Annotated in this window: 15 protein-coding genes; all 15 read left to right on the top strand. The window is 62.7% G+C overall.

Features of this window, described 5'->3' with window-relative positions:
• The first annotated feature begins 503 nt into the window (after positions 1–503).
• The 15 genes from AB1384_06580 to AB1384_06510 all read left to right on the top strand — a co-directional run bounded on the left by AB1384_06580 (position 504) and on the right by AB1384_06510 (position 18,858).
• Positions 504–1,508, top strand: coding sequence for a HAMP domain-containing protein (locus AB1384_06580; protein MEW6553934.1), 1,005 nt, complete (start codon positions 504–506; stop codon positions 1,506–1,508).
• Between the two features lie 639 nt (positions 1,509–2,147).
• Positions 2,148–3,305, top strand: a complete 1,158-nt coding sequence (locus AB1384_06575; GenBank protein ID MEW6553933.1) for an acyl-CoA dehydrogenase family protein — start codon at positions 2,148–2,150, stop codon at positions 3,303–3,305.
• 15 nt (positions 3,306–3,320) lie between these two features.
• Positions 3,321–3,893, top strand: coding sequence for a TetR/AcrR family transcriptional regulator (locus AB1384_06570; protein MEW6553932.1), 573 nt, complete (start codon positions 3,321–3,323; stop codon positions 3,891–3,893).
• 61 nt (positions 3,894–3,954) lie between these two features.
• Positions 3,955–4,428: a Zn-ribbon domain-containing OB-fold protein gene (locus AB1384_06565; GenBank protein ID MEW6553931.1), complete on the top strand. Its 474-nt coding sequence runs from the start codon at positions 3,955–3,957 to the stop codon at positions 4,426–4,428.
• A complete protein-coding gene (locus AB1384_06560) occupies positions 4,429–5,574 on the top strand; it encodes a thiolase family protein (GenBank protein ID MEW6553930.1) in 1,146 nt (381 codons plus the stop codon).
• Positions 5,574–6,761: a thiolase family protein gene (locus AB1384_06555; protein MEW6553929.1), complete on the top strand. Its 1,188-nt coding sequence runs from the start codon at positions 5,574–5,576 to the stop codon at positions 6,759–6,761. Before AB1384_06560 ends, AB1384_06555 begins: the two co-directional genes overlap by 1 nt.
• Positions 6,762–6,766: 5 nt before the next feature.
• Complete coding sequence (locus tag AB1384_06550; GenBank protein ID MEW6553928.1) at positions 6,767–7,234, top strand: Zn-ribbon domain-containing OB-fold protein; 468 nt, start codon at positions 6,767–6,769, stop codon at positions 7,232–7,234.
• A gap of 166 nt (positions 7,235–7,400) precedes the next feature.
• Positions 7,401–8,174, top strand: coding sequence for an enoyl-CoA hydratase/isomerase family protein (locus AB1384_06545; GenBank protein ID MEW6553927.1), 774 nt, complete (start codon positions 7,401–7,403; stop codon positions 8,172–8,174).
• Between the two features lie 125 nt (positions 8,175–8,299).
• Positions 8,300–9,283: a nitronate monooxygenase gene (locus AB1384_06540; GenBank protein MEW6553926.1), complete on the top strand. Its 984-nt coding sequence runs from the start codon at positions 8,300–8,302 to the stop codon at positions 9,281–9,283.
• 14 nt (positions 9,284–9,297) lie between these two features.
• A complete protein-coding gene (locus AB1384_06535; protein MEW6553925.1) occupies positions 9,298–11,943 on the top strand; it encodes an FAD-dependent oxidoreductase in 2,646 nt (881 codons plus the stop codon).
• 157 nt (positions 11,944–12,100) lie between these two features.
• Complete coding sequence (locus tag AB1384_06530; protein ID MEW6553924.1) at positions 12,101–13,597, top strand: NAD(P)/FAD-dependent oxidoreductase; 1,497 nt, start codon at positions 12,101–12,103, stop codon at positions 13,595–13,597.
• A 139-nt stretch (positions 13,598–13,736) separates the two neighbouring features.
• Entirely contained in the window at positions 13,737–15,233 is a 1,497-nt protein-coding gene (locus tag AB1384_06525) for an NAD(P)/FAD-dependent oxidoreductase (GenBank protein ID MEW6553923.1), read from the top strand.
• A 162-nt stretch (positions 15,234–15,395) separates the two neighbouring features.
• Positions 15,396–15,581, top strand: coding sequence for a hypothetical protein (locus AB1384_06520; protein MEW6553922.1), 186 nt, complete (start codon positions 15,396–15,398; stop codon positions 15,579–15,581).
• Between the two features lie 156 nt (positions 15,582–15,737).
• Positions 15,738–17,234 carry an NAD(P)/FAD-dependent oxidoreductase gene (locus AB1384_06515; GenBank protein ID MEW6553921.1) on the top strand — a complete coding sequence of 499 codons (1,497 nt, stop codon included), beginning with the start codon at positions 15,738–15,740 and terminating at the stop codon, positions 17,232–17,234.
• Between the two features lie 133 nt (positions 17,235–17,367).
• Positions 17,368–18,858, top strand: coding sequence for an NAD(P)/FAD-dependent oxidoreductase (locus tag AB1384_06510; protein ID MEW6553920.1), 1,491 nt, complete (start codon positions 17,368–17,370; stop codon positions 18,856–18,858).
• The last annotated feature ends 131 nt before the right edge of the window (positions 18,859–18,989 follow it).

Here is an 18,989-nt window from a genome sequence, read left to right as displayed (position 1 = left end):
AGACGCCGTGATAATTCTACCATACACTTCTGGTGATGCCGTCTGCTCCACGCCGCGCGCCGCGAACTCATGATATGCATCATGGGGGTTTAAAGTCCCGGGATGCAGGAAAGGATGATGTTAGTAATAAATGGAAATATGGCCGGGAGCCTGTCGCGCAATCTCGGATACGGCGCGTGGGGGGTCATGTCTTCACGAATTCTGTTTCAGGAGACGGCGGGTCTTCCCGCTTGCCTGCGGGGAAATTGAATTCTGAAGACATGACCCCACTTTTTCAGCCCGCCACATGGTTTGCGCAACAGTTTGCGCAACAGGCTCTTGGGCGTGGGATTATGCATTTGGATGCGGTCCTCATCCCCGGGTTGGGCCGGCTGTCAACCGGGTCCAGATCATCCTTCGAGACGGAAACGCGCACCCTTACGCATACATAATACCGTCCTTTCGTCTCAACCCGCAGCAGGCGCGCTCCGAGATGTTTAGTGCGAGTGAAGGTTTTAGGGATTATGTTTCTCGTGACAGAACAGGTAAGGGGAGTGAGTGACGTGGCCGAGAGCAAGGAATCGCGCAAGCTTCACAGCAAGAGATCCAGGATACTGTACGAGGTCACCGGCCTGGTGGTCGTCCTGGTGATAGTCTCGGGACTGATGACCTTCCTCTTCGTCAACGCTACCTTCAACCGCCTGGTAGACAAGAGCATCGACAAGGTGGTCGAGGAACAGGCGGCTACCATCGATTCGGGCCTGAGGTATGTGGCGCAAAAGGAATCGGAGTCCATATTAGGCGACCTCTCGCAATTGTCCATGGAAGAACTGATCGAGATGAGCAACACGGCTGAGGAGACGGGAGAACCCAGCCAATTCGCTTTGGATGCCGCCGAGCGCATGAAGAAATTGGTGGCTGAAAAGGTGCTGGGCTTGGCCATGGTGATGGATATCAGCTTGGCGAATCCACCATTCGTTTCGGAAGACCTAGTCATGGTCTCCACAAACGAAGAGTTGATAATGCAGAAGCCCCCCGAGGCGGTACTCGCTGCCATCGAGGAGGTGAGAGCGGAAGGCAAGACATATGTCTACCTTGAAGAAGGTATGCCGGAGCTCGGCCTGGAGGGGGAGTATCTCCTCTCCCTCTACGATATGTCGGACCTGAACCCCCTCTTCACCGGGCAATGGGGCGCGCACTTCGTGCCCATGAGTGAAGCCGTGGCGAGCATAAAGGACTTCTACGCCAGCGAGAAGAACCGGGCCGTGCTGATCATCGGCCTGATCATCGCCGGCTCCGTCCTGCTGGTCATCCTCATCACCTTCTTCGTGCTGAGGTCCCTCATCCGCAGGCAGATAACCGAGCCCATAGACGCTCTGGCGATTACGGCGGGCGAGGTAATGGAGGGCAACCTGGACGTGGAGATCGAGGTGCACGAGGGCGGCGACTTCGAGGGGCTCGAGCGGGCATTCAGGGAGATGGTGGACAGCATCAAGAAGTTCATCGCCCGCTCCGTAGGGGAGGAGTAGGCCCGGGAGTGAGGTGACCGGGCTCGCTCACAAGGTGCTTTTACGGCCCGGGGCCTCCGGGTAACGGTCCCGCTCGCAAGGCCTCTCGGAGACCGACCCGGTAGTTCCCCGGGCTGGGGGCAGCGCAGATGGAATGTCGCCCGGGCGCCTCACGTCCCGGGCCGTGGGTTTATATCAAACGACACCCGGACCGACTCCAGCCATTCAGCCACCCTTATGCCCGGTTGTCCTCGGCCCGGGGCCTCCGGGTAACGGTCCCGCTCGCAAAGCCTCACGGAGACCGACCTGGTAGTTCTCGGGCAAGTGGCTGCGCAGACGGGGTGAGCCCGGGCGCCGCGACGTCCCGGGCCGTGGGCTTGATATAGGCGACACCCGGGCGGGATCCTCACTTTTTTCACCACGGTACGCGCACGGTTCCCGGCATCAGGCCGACCTCAGGTAATCAGTGGTTCTTCAAAATCGCAGGTTAATGCCGGTTGACATGAGGGGGAAGCCGTTCTAATATATATTTACTGACCGTTAAGTAAACATGGTCCCAGCATATGTACAGTTCACGTTATCGATAGATGCCCGACTCCGTCACTAGGAGCCCGCAGATACGTAAGGAAGAAGCTCTTCAACCCCGAGGAGGAAGGTGCCATGACAGCGGCGAGCCTGTTTTTCAACCAGGAACACGACATGCTGAGGCAGAGTGTCCGCGAATACGTTGACCGGGAACTCGTCCCGTACGCGGATGCCTGGGAGGAGGAAGGGTTCTTCCCCGACTCCGTCTTCAAGCGCATGGGCGAACTGGGATACCTGGGCCTGCATTTCCCGGAGGAGTACGGAGGCGGCGGAGGGGACTACTTCACCAACATCGTGCTCATGGAGGAGCTGTCCAAGTGCGGGTCGTTCGGCGTGAGCACGGGTATCGGCGTGCAGATCGGCATGGCCACGCCCCCCATCCTCAAGTTCGGCACCGAGGAACAGAAGCAGGCCTACCTCGTCCCCGCCATCCAGGGCGAGAAGATCGCCTGCCTGGGCATAACCGAGCCCGGGGCCGGTTCGGACGTTGCGGGCGTCAAGACCTACGCCGAGAAGGTCCCCGGGGGCTGGAGGGTCAACGGCAACAAGATATTCATCACCAACGGCTGGCGGGCCGACTTCATGACCCTGCTCGCCCGCACGGACAGGGAACAAAAAGGCTACAAGGGGATGAGCATATTCCTGGTTGACACGAGCACGCCCGGCTTCGTTAAGTCCCGCAAGCTGGACAAGGTGGGGCAGTGGTCCAGCGACACCGCCGAGATCTTCTTCGAGGACATGGTCATACCGGAGGACTCCATGCTCGGGGAGGAGGGGCGCGGCTTCTACAATATCATGTGGGAGCTGCAGGGAGAGCGCCTCGTGGTCGCGGTCGGGATGATAGCCAGCGCGGAACTCACCCTCCAGCAGGCCATCGACTACGGCAAGGAGAGGGTTCAGTTCGGAAAGCCCGTCATCAAGAACCAGGCCATCGCCCACCGTGTCGCCGACCTGGCGACGGAACTCGAGGCGGTCAAGGCCCTCACCTACCAGACTGCGTGGAGGGTCGAAAACGGCGATTATCCGGTGAAGGAGATATCCATGGCCAAGCTCATGAGCACCATCGTGGCGTTCAAGGTGGCTGACGAGGCCATGCAGATCATGGGCGGATACGGCTACATGATGGAGTACCCGGTGCAGAAGGCATGGAGGGACGTGCGCATCGCGCGCATCGGAGGCGGCACGGACGAGATCATGCGGGAGATCATCGCCACCACCATGGGCTTGTACTGAGAGGGGCAGACGGCCATGAACAAGTCGCGCTGGAACGAGATCCTGGAAGTATCCGCCCGGCTCTTCCGGGCCAAGGGCTACCGGGCTACCACCATGGACGACATCGCGGCCGAACTTAACGTGACCAAGCCCGCGCTCTACTATTACATCTCGACCAAGCACGACCTGCTGTATGCCGTCTGCGAGTCGGCCATAGAGAGGCTCATGGACGGGGTAAGGGCAATCATGGCCGAGCGCTGCGACACCGTTGAAAAACTGCGGCGACTGATCTTCTGGCACGTCAACATGTTCTCGGAGCACGGCGACTTCACCACCGTCTACCTGGCCGAGGAGAGCGAGCTGCAGGAGGACAAGAGAAAGTTTATCCGCTCTCTGAGCAGGGAGTTCGAGACGTCATACCGCGAGCTTCTTGACCTGGGGATAAAAGAGGGCAGATTCCGCGACATGGACGTACACATGGTGGTCCGCGCCATCTCCGGCATGTGCAACTGGCTCTTCGACTGGTACCGCCCGGACGGGCGGTCCACCGCCGATGACATCGCGGGCGTCTTCTACGACCTCATCCTCAATGGCTGTGAGAGAAGATGAGATAGAGGCCTGCAAGATAGTACCCGGATCGCAGGTATACCGAGAAGGGGAGGATGAACGAATGGATGACTGGAGAAAAGACCAGGAGCTGCTGGTCATGGAAGGGCGCATCAAGGTGCCCTACCGCTGGTTCGCCGGCGAGGTGGGCACGCGTTACCTGGAGTCGCTGCGCGACGCGGGGAAGTTCCTGGGGACCCGCTGCTCCGGGTGCGATAAGGTCTATCACGTCCCGCGGCGCAACTGCCCCGACTGTTTCGAGGAATGCTCGGAGTGGGTGGAGCTGGGATCATCGGGGATCCTGGAGACCTACACCGTCGTCAGGAAGCACCACCCCCAGCTCGCGCCCCTGCCGCTGCCCTACGGATACGGCATCATCAAGCTCGAAGGAGCGGATACCGGCTTTCTGCACCTCCTCGGCGAGTTCGACGATAAAGACCTGGAGGTGGGGATGCTGGTGGAGGCGGTCTTCTCGGACGCGAGGCAAGGCAACATCCTCGACGTGAAGTATTTCCGCCCGGCGAAGGGGGTGGAGTAGATGGAACCGGTGGCGGTCGTCGGAGTGGGTATGACCCAGGTCAAGCGGGAGAGGAAGGCGGACGGCTACCCGGACCTGGTCTTCGATGCCACGCGCGCCGCCCTGGACGACGCGGGCATGTCCATCGACCAGATCGACAACGTGGTGACCATCTCCAACGACTTTTTCGACGGGCGGACCATATCGTCCATGGCCATCATGGACGCCTGCGGCTCCTACGACAAGAACGTCACCACCGTGGAAGGGGACGGTACTTTCGGGGCCTTCTTCGGGGTCATGCGCGTCCTCTCCGGGAGCTACGGCACCACCCTGGTATGTGCTCACCACAAGGGCTCGGAGAGCCAGATGCCGCTGATCACCAACGCCATGTTCGATCCCATATTCGCGCGGTCCCTGGGCATCGATGCGGTGACCTCCTCCGCCCTGCAGGCCCGGGCGTACATGGCGAAGTACGGCATCACGGAGGAGCAGTGCGCCATGGTCTCGGTGAAGAACCACGGCAACGCCTTTAAGAACCCCATCGCCCAGCTACCCCTGGAGCTGACGGTGGAGAAGGTCATGTCCTCGCCCTACATCGCGGACCCCATCAAGCTCCTCGACTGCTGTCCCATCTCCGACGGGGCCTCCGCGGTCATCTTGGCTTCGGAGGAGAGGGCGAAGAAGATCACGGACAAGCCGGTATGGGTAAAAGGGGTCGCCCACTGCAGCAGCGCCTATCAACTGGGGGACCGCAACCTCTACTGCGTCTGCGCCCTGGAGGAGGCGGCGAAGAAAGCATACGCCATGGCGGGCGTAAGCGAGCCCGCCAGGGATATCGACCTTGCGGAGGTCTACGACGCTTTCTCTTACATGGAACCCCTGTGGCTCGAAGGGCTCGGAATATGCGAGCGGGGCGAGGGCGGGAAGCTCACCGAGTCGGGCAGGACCGCCCTGGACGGCGAGCTGCCGGTCAACGCCTCAGGAGGCTGCCTCTCCGGCAACCCGGTCCTGGTGGCCGGGCTCAACCGTATCATCGAATGCGCGCTGCAGATCAGGGGAGACGCGGGCGAGCACCAGGCGGAGAGGGTCAAGACCGCCGTGGCCCACGGCATCAACGGTCCCTGCGGGCAATCCCACTGCGTATGGGTCCTGGGAGGTGAGAAGTGATGGGCAAGCGAGTAGCGGTCACCGCGGTAGGCATGACCCGCCAGCGTTCGGCGCGCCCGGACGTCAGCGGCCAGGAACTCATAGGCGAGGCGGTTCGTATGGCCCTGGACGACGCCGGCATGACCCGCAAGGACATCGACGCCATCGTCATCGGCAACATGGACCACTTCGAGGGCATCAACTACGTGGACACCTGGTCGGTGGACGGCAGCGGCGCGCTCATGAAGCCTATCATGAAGCTGACCACCGGCGGCACCACCGGCACCACCATCGCCATGGCCGCCTACTACCACGTAGCTTCAGGCCTCTTCGACCGCGTGCTTGCCATCGGGTGGGAGAAGAACTCCGAGTCCGACACCACCGGCGCAATCATCACCGCCTTCGACCCCTTCTGGGACCGCCCCATCTTCGCGGGCGCGGTGGCGGGACTGGCCATGGAGGCCACCGCCTACATGAAGGAGACCGGCGCCACCGAAGAGGACGCGGCTTACGTGGCAGTGCGCGAGCGCACCCACGCCCTCAACAACCCCTACGCCCACCTGCACCTCAACATGACCATCGCCGACGTCATGAACTCCCCCTACCTCTCCTGGCCGGTGAAGATGGGGGACATGTGTCCGCGCACCGACGGGGCCTGCGCCCTTATCTTCGCCTCCGAGGACGTGGCGGACGGGTTTCCCCGGAAGCCGGCCTGGATCCATGGCGTCGCCGACCGCCACCTCTGGGCCTACACCAGCGACCCATACCTGGATTTCAAGACCGGTGAGGCCTGGTTCCCGGCCATGCAGAAATCCTCGCAGGACGTCTACAGGCGGGTGGGCATAACCGACCCACTGGAACAGTTCGACGTGGCCGAACTCTACCTGCCGTACTCCTTCGCGGGGCTGCGCTACATGGAGTCCCTGGGGTTCTGCGAAAAGGGAGGGGCTCCCGCCCTCACCCGGGCCGGCACCTTCGATATGGGGGGCAAGTGTCCGGTGAACCCCTCGGGCGGGGTGATGTCCTCCAACGCCATCGGCGCCACCGGTCTCATCCGGGTGGCGGAATGCGCCTGGCAGATACAGGGACGGGCGGGCGACCGCCAGGTCCCCGACGTCGAACTGGCCCTGGCCACGGGGTTCGGGGGCTGCTTCTGGTCCGACGTGCTGGTCCTGGGCAAAGAGAAACCGGAAAAGGCCAGGGGGTGAGAGAGATGAGCGAGGAGAAAAAGGACCTCATAACGCTGGAGAGCGGCGAGATGGCGCAGCCCTTCGCCTGGTCGGCCGGGACCTACGGCTCCAAATTCCTCACCGAACTGCGGGACAACAAGAAGTTCGTCGGGGTGAAATGCCCGCAGTGCGGCAAGGTATACGTGCCGCCGCGCAGGGTGTGCGGTCCGTGCTTCGTGGAGCTGACGGAGCTGGTGCCGGTGTCGGACGAGGGCGAGATCGTCACCTGGACAGTGGTCAGTTTCGGCTTCGTCGACCCGGCCACCGGCAAGCAGAAGCCGGTGCCGTACTGCTACGCTGCCATCATGCTGGACGGCGCGGACACCGTGCTGCTGCATTTCGTCGACGAGACCGACCCGGAGAAGATCCAGATCGGGGCGCGCGTCAAGGCGGTCTTCGAGGAGGAGCGCACCGGCAGCCTGCTGGACATCAAGCACTTCGAGATGGTCTAGCCGATCCCCGGAGTGGACCTGGTGGGGCAAGGCGCTGAAAACGTCACAACGGGCGAAGGGAGCGGAGCGGACGGGCGTGGCGATCTCCAGCTGCGGGAAGATGACTGTATGTGGCCTGGGAGAAGAACCGCATGGTGGACCGGTCATCGTTCTTAGGAGGTAAGACATGGAGACCGAGGTTTTCAGGGTAGAGATGGTCGACGGCGTGGCCCGCTGCACCATGGACGGGCCGATGATGAACGCCATGGGAGACAAGCTGCTATTCCCCCTCATGAAGGGGTTACGGTCCGTCCTGGACGACGACGAGGCCAGGGTCATCGTGATAAGGGGCGAGGGGGGCAATTTCTCCGTGGGCGCTGACCTCACCATCATGGGCGACAAGATGGACCCGGTGTTGATGCGGGACAACATGCAGATCATGGGCCACCTCATCCGCGAGCTGCACGAGGGACCCAAGCCGGTCATCGCCGAAGTGGACGGCTGGGCGGTGGGGGGGGGATTCGGCCTGGCCATGTCCTCCGATATCACCTATGCTACCGAACGGGCCCGTTTCTACCTCAGCTTCATCAAACTCTCCATCGTCCCTGACTTCGGCTCCGCCTATTTCCTCGCCCACCGGGTAGGGATGGCCCAGGCCAAGGAGATCGCCCTCACCGGCAGGATCGTGGAGTCCGAGGAAGCCCTGCGCATCGGGCTTATCAACCGAATCGTCCCCCATGAGGAGATAGCGGACGAGGTGATGAAGCTGGCGAGCAGGATGGCGGGACGCTCTCCTCACATCCTCAACCTCACCAAGCGCATGCTCAACACCGCATACACGGTTGACCTGCAGACCCTCATCGACTTCGAGTCCCACGCACAGGCCCTGGCGGTGCTGGCGCCGGAACATCGCGAAGACGTAAAGAAATTTTTCGAAAAACAAACCGGAGATAAGAAATAGGTACTACAGTATGCATCGCGAAAGCGACAGCGACGCCCGTAGGGCGGCGCGGCGGTGTCCCAACGCCTGGACCGAGCGGAGCGAGAGTAAGGCCTGGCACGTGTACGTAACGGTGGAGCGATAAGGTGTTAAAGACCCGCATAACCGAGCTCTTCGGCATCGAGCACCCCGTACTCGGGGGCTGCATGCAGTGGATTACCGGCCCCGAGTTCACGGCGGCGGTGAGCAACGCCGGTGCCCTTGGCATCATGTCCTCGGCCATGTTTCCCACCCAGGAAGAGTTCAGGGAAGCGTTGCGCAGGCTGAAGGGACTCACCGCCCGGCCCTTCGCGGTGAACCTCAACCTGTTCCCCGCCCTCCGCCCCATAGACAACGAGCTCTACGTGGACGCTATCCTCGCGGAAGGGGGCGTGGGCATAGTGGAGACCAGCGGCTCGCGCCCGCCGGCGTCGCTGCTGGCGCGGCTGAAGGAGGCGGGCATCGTGCTTATGCATAAGTGCACGAGCGTGCACCACGCCGTCGTCGCCGGGGAGATGGGCTACGACGCCGTGACCGTCTTCGGCAGTGAGGGGGGAGGGCATATCGGCGATGCCGGCCTCACCTTCCTCTCCATGGTCCCCCGTTGCGTGGACCTGCTGGAGATACCGGTGATCGCCGCGGGCGGTATCGCCGACGGCAGGGGGCTGGCCGCGGCCCTGGCCCTGGGGGCGCAGGGAGCGCTCATCGGCACCAGGCTGCTGCTCTCGGAGGAGAGCCCCATACACCCGGACCTCAAGCGCAGCATGCTCGAGGCATGCGAGACCGACACCGTGACCGTGCTGGGGACGGTCCACAACAACCTGCGGGTGTGGAGGAACCGGGCGGCGGAGAAGGCGGCCGAGCTGGAGGCGGCCGGAGCACCCTTCGAGGAGATAATCAAGGTGGTGGCCGGATCGCTCACCCGCAGCATGTTCGAGACGGGAGACCCCGACGAGGGGATCATCGTCTGCAGCCAGGATATCGGGATAATCCACGAAATAGAACCGGTCAGCGAGATCGTCTCCGGCATGGTCAGGGAGGCGGAACGCGTTGCGGACCTGCTGGCCGCGGGAGATCTGACCGCGAGATAAGGGAGGGTTACACGATGAAGGATTATGACGTTGTGGTCATCGGAGCCGGCCTGGGAGGGCTTTCCTCGGCCGCCAATCTGGCCAAGGCGGGAAAGAAGGTGCTGCTGCTGGAGCGGCATTACGTGCCCGGCGGCTACGCCTCCTCGTTCCTGAGGGGACGCTTCGAGTTCGAGATCTCCCTACACGAGCTTTCGGGGCTGGGGGACGAGAGCAACCCGGGGCCGCTGTGGAAGCTCCTCGATGCGGTGGACGTCACCCGCAGGGTGGAGTTCCTGCGCATCCCCGAGTTCTACCGCTGCGTGCTGCCCGACGTGGATTTCGTGGTCCCTATCGGAAAGGAGAACTTCGAGAACGCCATGGCCGAGTATTTCCCGGCCGACGCCGACGGCATCAGGGACTTCACCGAGGTCATGTTCAAGTTCGCGCAGGAGGCACTGCGCGCCAACCGCGTCGGCATGAAGATGGTCATGGAGCACCAGGAAGAGTTCCCCACCCTGCTCGCCTATTTCGGAAAGAACCTGCAGGAGGTCATGGAGCTCTTCATCAAGGACGAGAGGGCACGCACCGTGCTCAACGTGGTCTGCGGCTATTACTGCAACCCTCCCTCGATGCTCTCGTTCATGACCTATGCCCTGGGCACGGTGAGCTACCTGCGCTTCGGCCCCTGGCATATCAAGGGCAAGAGCCAGGCCCTCTCCCAGGCCTTCGTCGATTCCATCGAGGACATGGGGGGGGACGTGTGGCTGCGCAACGGCGCCAGCCGCATCCTCACCGAGGGCGGCAAGGTCAAGGGCGTGGTCGCCAAGGACGGCACGGAGATACTCTGCCCCACCGTGGTCAGCAACGCCAACCCCTACGCCACCTGCCTGGAGCTTATCGGGAGGGAGAACACACCCGACTGGTACCTGCGCCGCCTGGGCGCCTGGTCCGGCGGCGCCTCCACCGTCAACCTCTACATGGGCGTGGACTGCCCCTATCAGGAGCTGGGACTGGACCACCACGAGACCTTCTACAGCGACGGCTATGACGTGGACGGAAACTGGATGAACATGAGGGCAGGGGTCTCGCTGGAACCATCCGATATCGCGGTGACCGCCTACAACTCCGTGGACCCCGACTTCTCGCCGCCCGGCACCTCCAACCTCGTATGCACCTTCATCGCTTTCGCCGAGCCCTGGATGAGGCTCAAGCCCTCCGAGTACGCGGACGCCAAACACCGTGTGGCCGCGAGGGCGCTGGACCTGGCCGAGAACGTCGCCCCCGGATTGCGCGACCACATAGAGGTCATCGAGGTGGCCACCCCGCTCACCAACATCCGCTACTCACGCAACGTTGGCGGGAGCATCATCGGTTTCGAGGAGACCTTCGCCGGCACGGGGCTGGTGCGCATGCCCGCGGCCGGGCCGCTGCAGGGGCTCTATTTCTCCGGCGCCTGGGTGAACATCGGCGGCGGCTACGAGCCCTCGCTCTATTCCGGCTTCCTCACCGCACGCAAGGTGCTCGAGGACCTGGAGGCGGGAGGGGCCAAGCCCGAGTCCATCGAGAGATTACGGGTGGACCTGGAAAAGCAGATCGAGGGCATGGAGCTGCCCGACAGCCCGACCACGCGGGTGGAGCGGGCCCTCGCCGGCCTGCACCCCGACCGTGTCCAACTGCAGGTGGCCGAGGTGATCGAGGACACGGCCAGCACGAAGACCCTGCGCATGCAGGCGGCCGAGGGCGTGCTGCCGCATTTCCGGGCGGGGCAGTACGTGAACCTCTTTTGCGAGGTGGGCGGGTTCCTCACTTCCCGCCCCTACTCCATCGCCTCCGCCCCCGGGTCCGGGTACTGGGACATCACCGTGCGCCGTACGGCCGGCGGCTTCGTATCCAGCTACCTCCTGGACGAGGTGAAGGCGGGCGACCGTTTCGAGTCCACCGGGCCCTTCGGCAGCTTCTATTACGAGCCCTTAATGGACACCGACGACCTGGTCTTCCTGGCGGGAGGATCGGGTATCACCCCCTTCGCCTCCATCATCCGCGAGGCTGCGGCAGGGGGCGGTGGGCTGAAGATGCACCTCGTCTACGGCAGCAAGGACCCTTCGGACATAATCTTCGCGGACGAGCTCAAAGGGCTGGAGGAGAAGCTTCCCGGCCTCAAGGTGGACTACGTCATCTCGGATGTGACCGAGGGCTGGTCCGGTCCCTGCGGCCTGCTGGATGCAAAGATGATCGCCAAGCTGGTGGGAAAGGTGGAGGGCAAGACCTTCTACATCTGCGGGCCCGCCCAGATGTACGTTCTCTGTGAGGGGGCACTCGCCTCCCTGGGGGTCCCGCGGCGCCGTATACGCCGCGAGGCCTATGGGCCGCCCGCAGACATCACCTCCGAGCCAGGGTGGCCGGGAGCCGATCCCGCGGCGGTCTTCCTGGTGGCCGAGGAGCGCACCGGACGCACCATCGAGGCCCGGTCGGGCGAGCCGCTCATGAACTCGCTGGAGCGGGCGGGCATCGTCGTGGAAGCGGTGTGCCGGGCCGGCGAATGCACCGTATGCCGCACCCGCCTCATAGAGGGCAAGGTCTTCGTGCCCGAGCGGGTACTCGCCCGCCAGGTGGACGCGGTGGCCGGCTACATCCACCCCTGCATGAGCTATCCGCTCTCCGACCTGCGTATCCGCATATAGGGGGTCAGGTCTTGGATCTAGGATACCATAATATGGAAATATATTCAAAGTCCCTGCATAGAGGGCCTGAATTTCGTGTGATTGGACTGAGATACGGGAGTATCCAAAATCCAAGACCTGACCCCAAAACGCGTGTACGTCCGTAAGGAGGAAAACTATGTCTGACTATGACGTCATCGTGATCGGGGCGGGGCTGGGCGGCTTGACCGCCGGGGCCCTCATGGCCAAGCAGGGGCGCAAGACCCTGGTGCTGGAGCAGAGCGGGAGTATCGGCGGGTGCTGCTCCACCTATGACCGCGGCGGTTACCGTTTCGACGTGGGTGCGACTATCCTCGAGATCATGGCCCCCTTCGAGCTGGCCTTCGAGAGACTGGGCACCACCCTGCAGGAGGAAGTAGACCTCGAGCCCTGCGACCCCGTGTACAACGTCATCTTCCCGGACGGGTCGCGCATGACCTATCCCGCGTCCGTGGAGGAGAAGGCGGAGATCATCTCGCGCATCTCTCCCGAGGACGGCAGGGCATGGCTTGAATACGCGGACTATATCGGCGATTTCATGCGCACCGCCCTGGGGGTGTTCTTCCTCAGCCCGGTCAACAGCATGGCGGACATGGCGAGGGTCTTTCTCAAGGACCCCCACCTGCTCAAGTTCTTTCCCCTCTTCACCAGCTCCTTCGAGGATATAATGCGCAAGTACTTCAAGAACGAGCGGGTGCAGGAATCCCTCTCCTACCCCGGCAAGTTTTGCGGGCAGCCCCCCGCACTGGCTCCCGGCATCTTCGCCTTCCTCTCCTACGCGGAGCACGAGGGGACCTGGTTCCCGCGGGGGGGCATGATCGCTATCCCCGAAGCCATGCGCAGGTGCGGTGAGAGGTACGGTCTCGAGGTCCGCCTCAACCAGGAAGTCAGGAAGGTCCTGGTGCGCGGCCGCAGGGCCGAGGGCGTGGTGCTCGCGGACGGGACCGAGATAACCTCGCGGGTCGTGGTCTCGAACATCAACGCCAAGCGGCTGTACCTGGAGAAGATAGGTGAGGAACACCTGCCCTGGCTGGCCCGGTACGGGGTGAAGAGCTATCGCATCTCGGTTTCCGCGCCCATGATCAATGTGGGGCTCGACTACCGGCCGCCCCTGGATGCCCACCATACCCTGATCACGGAAACCATGGACAAGATGAACGAGTACTGGTTCGGGGACATGCAGAAGGGGCTGCTGCCAAAGGAGACCTTCGGCCTCGTATGCTTCCCGACCTTCTCGGACCCCTCCATGGCTCCAGAGGGGCACCACGTTCTCAACATCGTCCAGTCCGGCCCCTATCACGTCAAGGAGATAGACTGGGACCGTGACAAGAAGGCCTATGGGGAGAGACAGCTGGAGATGCTGAGCGAGAGGGCCATACCCGGACTCGCCGACCACGTCGAGGTGATGGATGTCCTGACCCCCAGTGACTACGAAAGGCACCTGCTCACCCCCGAGGGGGCCATCCTCGGGCTGGACATGGACCTGCCGACCTCGACGGTGTTTAGGCCGGCGGCCAGGTCCAAGAGCATCAAGGGCCTTTACCTTGCGGGCGCCTCGACCCATCCCGGGGGAGGCCTGCCGTCGGTGGTGGCCTCGGGCATCATCGCCTCCGACCTGGTATCGAATTATGAATAACGTTTCGACAGTGTATGCATCGCGAAAGCGGGTACGTATGGATAGGAGGCCCGGAGGGCGATGCGGCGGTGTCCAGCGCCGTGACATTTCCGGATGTCACGGCCTCGCACGGGTACGTATGGATTAAGGAGGAAGGAAAATGCCTGACTATGACGTCATCGTCATCGGCGCGGGAGGGGGAGGCCTATCGGCTGGAGCGATCCTGGCCAAGCGGGGGCGCAAGGTCCTGGTCCTGGAGCAGAGCGACCTCATAGGGGGCTGCTGTTCCACCTTCGAGAGGAACGGCTTCCTCTTCGACGTAGGCGCGTCCATAGTGGAGGTCATCGGCTCCATCGAGGACGCCTTCGACAGGTTGGGCACCACCTTCCAGAAGGAGGTGGATCTCATCCCCTGCGACCCGGTATACAGCTGCGTAATGCGCAACGGCACCAGGGTGACCGTCCCCCTCTCCCTGGACGGCACGGTGGAAGCCCTGTCCCGCGTATCCGAGCAGGACGGCAAGAACTACCGGCAGTTCGCCGAGCGCATGGGCGGGTTTCTCGCCGAGACCCAGAAGGGGTTCTTCTCCAGCGCCCTCAACGGCTTCGGGGACATGGCCAGGATCTTCCGTGCCAGCCCGGGGCTGCTCAACTACCAGGACCTCTTCACCAGCTCATACCAGGATATAATGCGCAAGTACTTCAAGGGGAGCGAGGTCCAGGAGACTATGTCCTTCCAGTCCTGGTACGTGGGGCTCCCCCCGGAACTGGCGCCGGGCGTCTTCTCCATCCTCGGGTATGCGGAGCACGAGGGGGTCTGGTACCCGAGGGGAGGAATGGTGGCCATCCCCCGGGGCCTGGCGGAATGCGGGAAGAGGAGCGGCATGGAACTGCGCACCGGCCAGCGAGTGCGCAAGGTGATGGTGCGCGACAAGCGGGTGCAGGGAGTTGTGCTGGCGGACGGCACCGAGATCACCGCTCCCGCGGTGGTCTCCAACATCAACGCCAAGACCCTCTACCTCGACCTCGTCGGCGAGGAGCACCTGCACCCGCTGGCCCGCCATGGAATCAAGAGCTACGAACCCTCGGTTTCGGCCATCATGATCTGCCTGGGAGTGGACTACGAGCCGCCCCTTGACGCTCACCACACCATCATCACCGCCCCTTACGAGGAGATGAACGACTACTGGCATAACCGTTACCGCAAGGGGCTGCTGCCCAACGAACAGTTCGGCCTGGTCTGCTGGGCATCGAAGTCCGACCCCTCGCTTGCGCCCGAGGGGTGCCATACCATCAACGTCATCCTCATGGGTCCCCATACCCTGAGCGGCACGGACTGGGACAGGGAGAAGCAGCGTTTCCTCGAGGACTCCATCGACTACCTGGGCCGCAAGGCGGTGCCCGGCCTCGCGGACCACGTCAAGGAAGCGGAGATCATCACTCCGCTGGACTACGAGCGGCGGTTGCTGCACCCCGGGGGCGCCATCTACGGGTTGCAGGAAGACCTGGCCGCCCAGGTGGTGTTCCGTCCCCGGTCCAAGTCCAAGAGCGTCAAGGGGCTGTACCTGGCGGGTGCTTCCACCCATCCCGGCGGTGGTGTGCCCACCACCATCGGTTCCGGCATCATAGCCGCGGACCTGGTCGATCAATACGAATAATGTCAGAGGTATCGATAGTCTGTATCGCGAAAGCGTCAGCGACGCCCGCAGGGCGGCGCGGCGGTGTCCCAGCGCCATGGCGCGTCTGCGCGGCATGGCCTGGCACGTGTACGTAGGAGGAATGGTGCTACGAAACGGCAGGGACTTTAACAGGAGGTAAAGATGTCCGAGTACGAGATCGTAGAGGTGAAAGGTGGGGGGATGATGAAGAAGCTCAGGCCGTTGATCCTGCTGGTGCTGGTGGCCGCCCTGGCCTTCAAGTTCACACAACTGGACGAATCGAAGAAGCGTTTCATCGTCCACCTGGCGAAGCAGGCACCATACCTGCCCGGCCGTTACTACGCCTAAGCCGAGTTTGGGGGTCAGGTCTTGTTTTTTGGATACCCCGGTATGTGTGAAGATGACATGCTGGATTATTGGCTGATAATGCGAGTTATAGGAGAACAAGCAAAATTAAAAGGATCCAAAAAACAAGAACTGACCCCATAAGAGGAGGGGAGCCATATGGCCGATTATGACGTCATCGTTATCGGAGCGGGCGTGGGAGGGCTCACCGCCGGCTCCATCTGCGCCCGCAGGGGGCGCCGGGTCCTGGTCCTGGAACAGAGCGATAACATCGGCGGGTGCTGCTCGACCTACGAAAAGGAAGGGTACCACTTCGACGTGGGGGCCTCAATCGTGGAGGAGATCCAGCCCATCGAGCTGGCCTTCGAACTGCTGGGCACCACGTTCCAGGAGGAGGTGGACCTCATCCCCTGCGATCCCATGATGGAGTTCGTGTTACCGGACGGCAGACGCATCACCTATCCGCTGTCCGTCGAGGCCACCGGCGAGGTCATCTCGCGCTATTCGCAGGAGGACGGCAAGAACTGGTTCAAATTCGCGGAGTATTTCAAGGGCCTTACCAAGATCGCCATGGACGGGTTCTTCGTGAGCCCGGCCAGCTCCCTCACCGATATGGCGAGGATCATGGCCAAGACGCCAGGGCTGATGAAGTACGCCGGGCTCTTCACCCAGAGCTACCAGGACGTGATCACCAATTACTTCAAGAGCGAAGAGATCCAGTCCACCATGTCCTACCAGTCCCTCTACGTCGGGCTGCCCCCCGAGCTGACGGCGGGGCTCTACGCCACCATCCCCTACTCCGAGCACGAGGGCATTTGGTATCCCAGGGGCGGCATGGTCCAGATACCGAACGCCTTCCGCCGCGTGGGCGAGAAGCACGGCATGGATGTGCGCACGGACACGCTGGTAAAAAAGGTGCTGGTGAGCGGCCGCCGCGTACGCGGGGTCGAGCTCGCCGATGGCACCGAGATCACCTCCGACCTGGTTATTTCCAACATCAACGCCAAGACCCTCTACCTGGACATGATCGGCGAGGAGAACCTGCCCTGGCTTGCTCGCTACGGCATTAAGAGCTACGGGTACTCCAAGTCGGTGACCATGCTCTACCTGGGGGTGGACTACGAACCTCCACTCACCGCCCATCACGGCGTGGTGGCCTTCCCCCTGCAGCACATGAACGACTACTGGTGGGAGAACGTCCAGAAGGGGATCCTGCCGGAGCAGACCACCGGCCTTATCTGCTGGCCCACCCACGAGGACCCCGCGCTGGCGCCGGAGGGGCACCACATCCTGAGCATCATCCCGGAGTGTTTCTATCACCTCGAGGGAACGGATTGGGACCGCGAGAAACAGCCCTTCATCGAGAAGACCATCGAGGACCTGTCACGCAACGCCGTCCCGGGCCTGGCCGATCATGTGAAGTTCGTGGACTGCGCCACCCCCCTGGACTTCGAGCGGCGGCTGCTCCTGCCCGAGGGGGCCATCTACGACCTGCAGCAGGACCTCACCTCCACCATCATGTTCCGGCCGTCGGCCAGGTCCAGGTCCATCAAGGGGCTCTACCTGGCCGGTAATTCAACCCATCCCGGTGGGGGGGTGCCGCTGGTAGTGGCCTCGGGCCTCATCTGCGCGAACCTCATTCAGAAATATGAATAGGGGTCGCGATATATGCATCGCGAAAGCGATTACGCACCCGGAGGGTGGCGTAACGTTGTCCAGCGCCATTCCTGGCGAAGCATGGCCTGGCCTGGCACCTGTACGTATCAAATATAAAGTGGGGTGATGACCTGTGGCCGACTACGACGTCATCGTCATCGGAGCGGGATGCGGCGGCCTGTGCGCCGGGTCCATCCTGGCCCGCCAGGGCCGCCGGGTCCTGGTGCTCGAGCAGTCGGACGATATAGGCGGTGCCTGTGCGAGCTACGAGAAAAACGGGTTCACCTTCGATATCGGCGCCTGCATCGTGGAGGTCATGGAGCCCATCGAGGTGGCCTTCCGGATGCTCGGTACAACTTTCCAGGACGAGGTGGACCTGGTCTCCTGCGACCCCATCTACAGTTTCGTCTTCCAGGACGGCTCGCGGCTGAGCGTTCCCCTCTCCATGGAGGGTGCCGCAGAGGTCATCGCAAAGATCGCCCCGGAGGAGGCCACGAACTGGCGCAGGTTCGTGGCGTATTTCGGCGACTTCTACGACCAGGTCATCGACTCTTTCTTCGTCAATCCCGCCAACACCATGACCGACCTGCTCAAGATGTTCGCGAGCCGTCCGCGCATCCTGAAGTACCTCCCACTCTTCGGCGGCAACTACGAGGACGCCATCAGGAAGTTCTTCCGCCACGATATAGTGCAACAGATCACCGGATACCAGTCCTGCTATATGAACCTGCCCCCGGAGAGGACCTCCGGCATCTTCGCCATGCTCGTCTACGCGGAACACCTGGGCATGTTCTATCCCAGAGGCGGTATGATCCAGATACCCAGGGCCTTCCAGAGGGTCGGCGAGGCGCACGGCATGGAGGTGATGACCGGCAGGCTCGTGGAGAAGGTGATGGTGCGCGACCGCAGGGCGCGAGGGGTCAGTCTGTCCGACGGCAGCGAGATAACCTCGGACGTGGTCATCTCCAACGTCAATGCAAAGACCCTCTACCTGGATATGATCGGCGAGGAGCACCTGCCCTGGCTGGCGCGTCACGGCATCCGGAGCTATAAGCTCTCGGCTTCGGACTGCATGCTCAATCTCGGCCTCGATTACCGTCCGCCCCTGGACGCACACTTCAGCGCCATGGCCGCCCCCCTGGGGGTGATGAACCGGCAGAGCCAGGAGAGGGAGGAGGGCATCCTGCACGACGAGAAACTGGGCCTTATCTGCTGGACCAGCCTCTCCGATCCCGCCATGGCCCCGGAGGGCAAGCACACCCTCAACGTCGTGATGGAGGGCCCTTACGGACTGCGGGGGACGGACTGGGACAAGGAGAAGGAAACCTGCAAGGAGAAGGCGGTCGCGTTCTTCGACCGTATCGTGCCGGGGCTGGCGGACCACATCGAGGTCGCGGAGCTGATAACCCCTTACGATTTCGAGCGGCGCCTCCTCTATCCCGGTGGTGCCATCTACGACCTGGAGCTGGACCTCACCCAGTCGGCGGCCTTCCGCCCCGCGGCACGCTCCCGCAGCGTGAAGGGCCTCTACCTGGCCGGTAATTCCACCCATCCCGGCGGGGGAGTGCCGGTGGTCATCGGCTCGGGCCTCATCTGCGCCGACCTCGTAGAAAAGCACGAATAAGAATAAGGGGTCACCTTTAAAGACCCAAGTCAAGGGTAAGCCTCTCCATGCCCCTTTCGGAAGGGGTTGCTGAAAACTATTAGCTTGGGAGGACGCCTCCGAACGGGCACCTTGCCCCTTTCGCCTTAGCG

It is taken from the genome of Actinomycetota bacterium (genome assembly GCA_040757835.1).
Lineage (GTDB): Bacteria > Actinomycetota > Geothermincolia > Geothermincolales > RBG-13-55-18 > SURF-21.
This window is presented reverse-complemented; position numbering and strand designations above follow the sequence as displayed.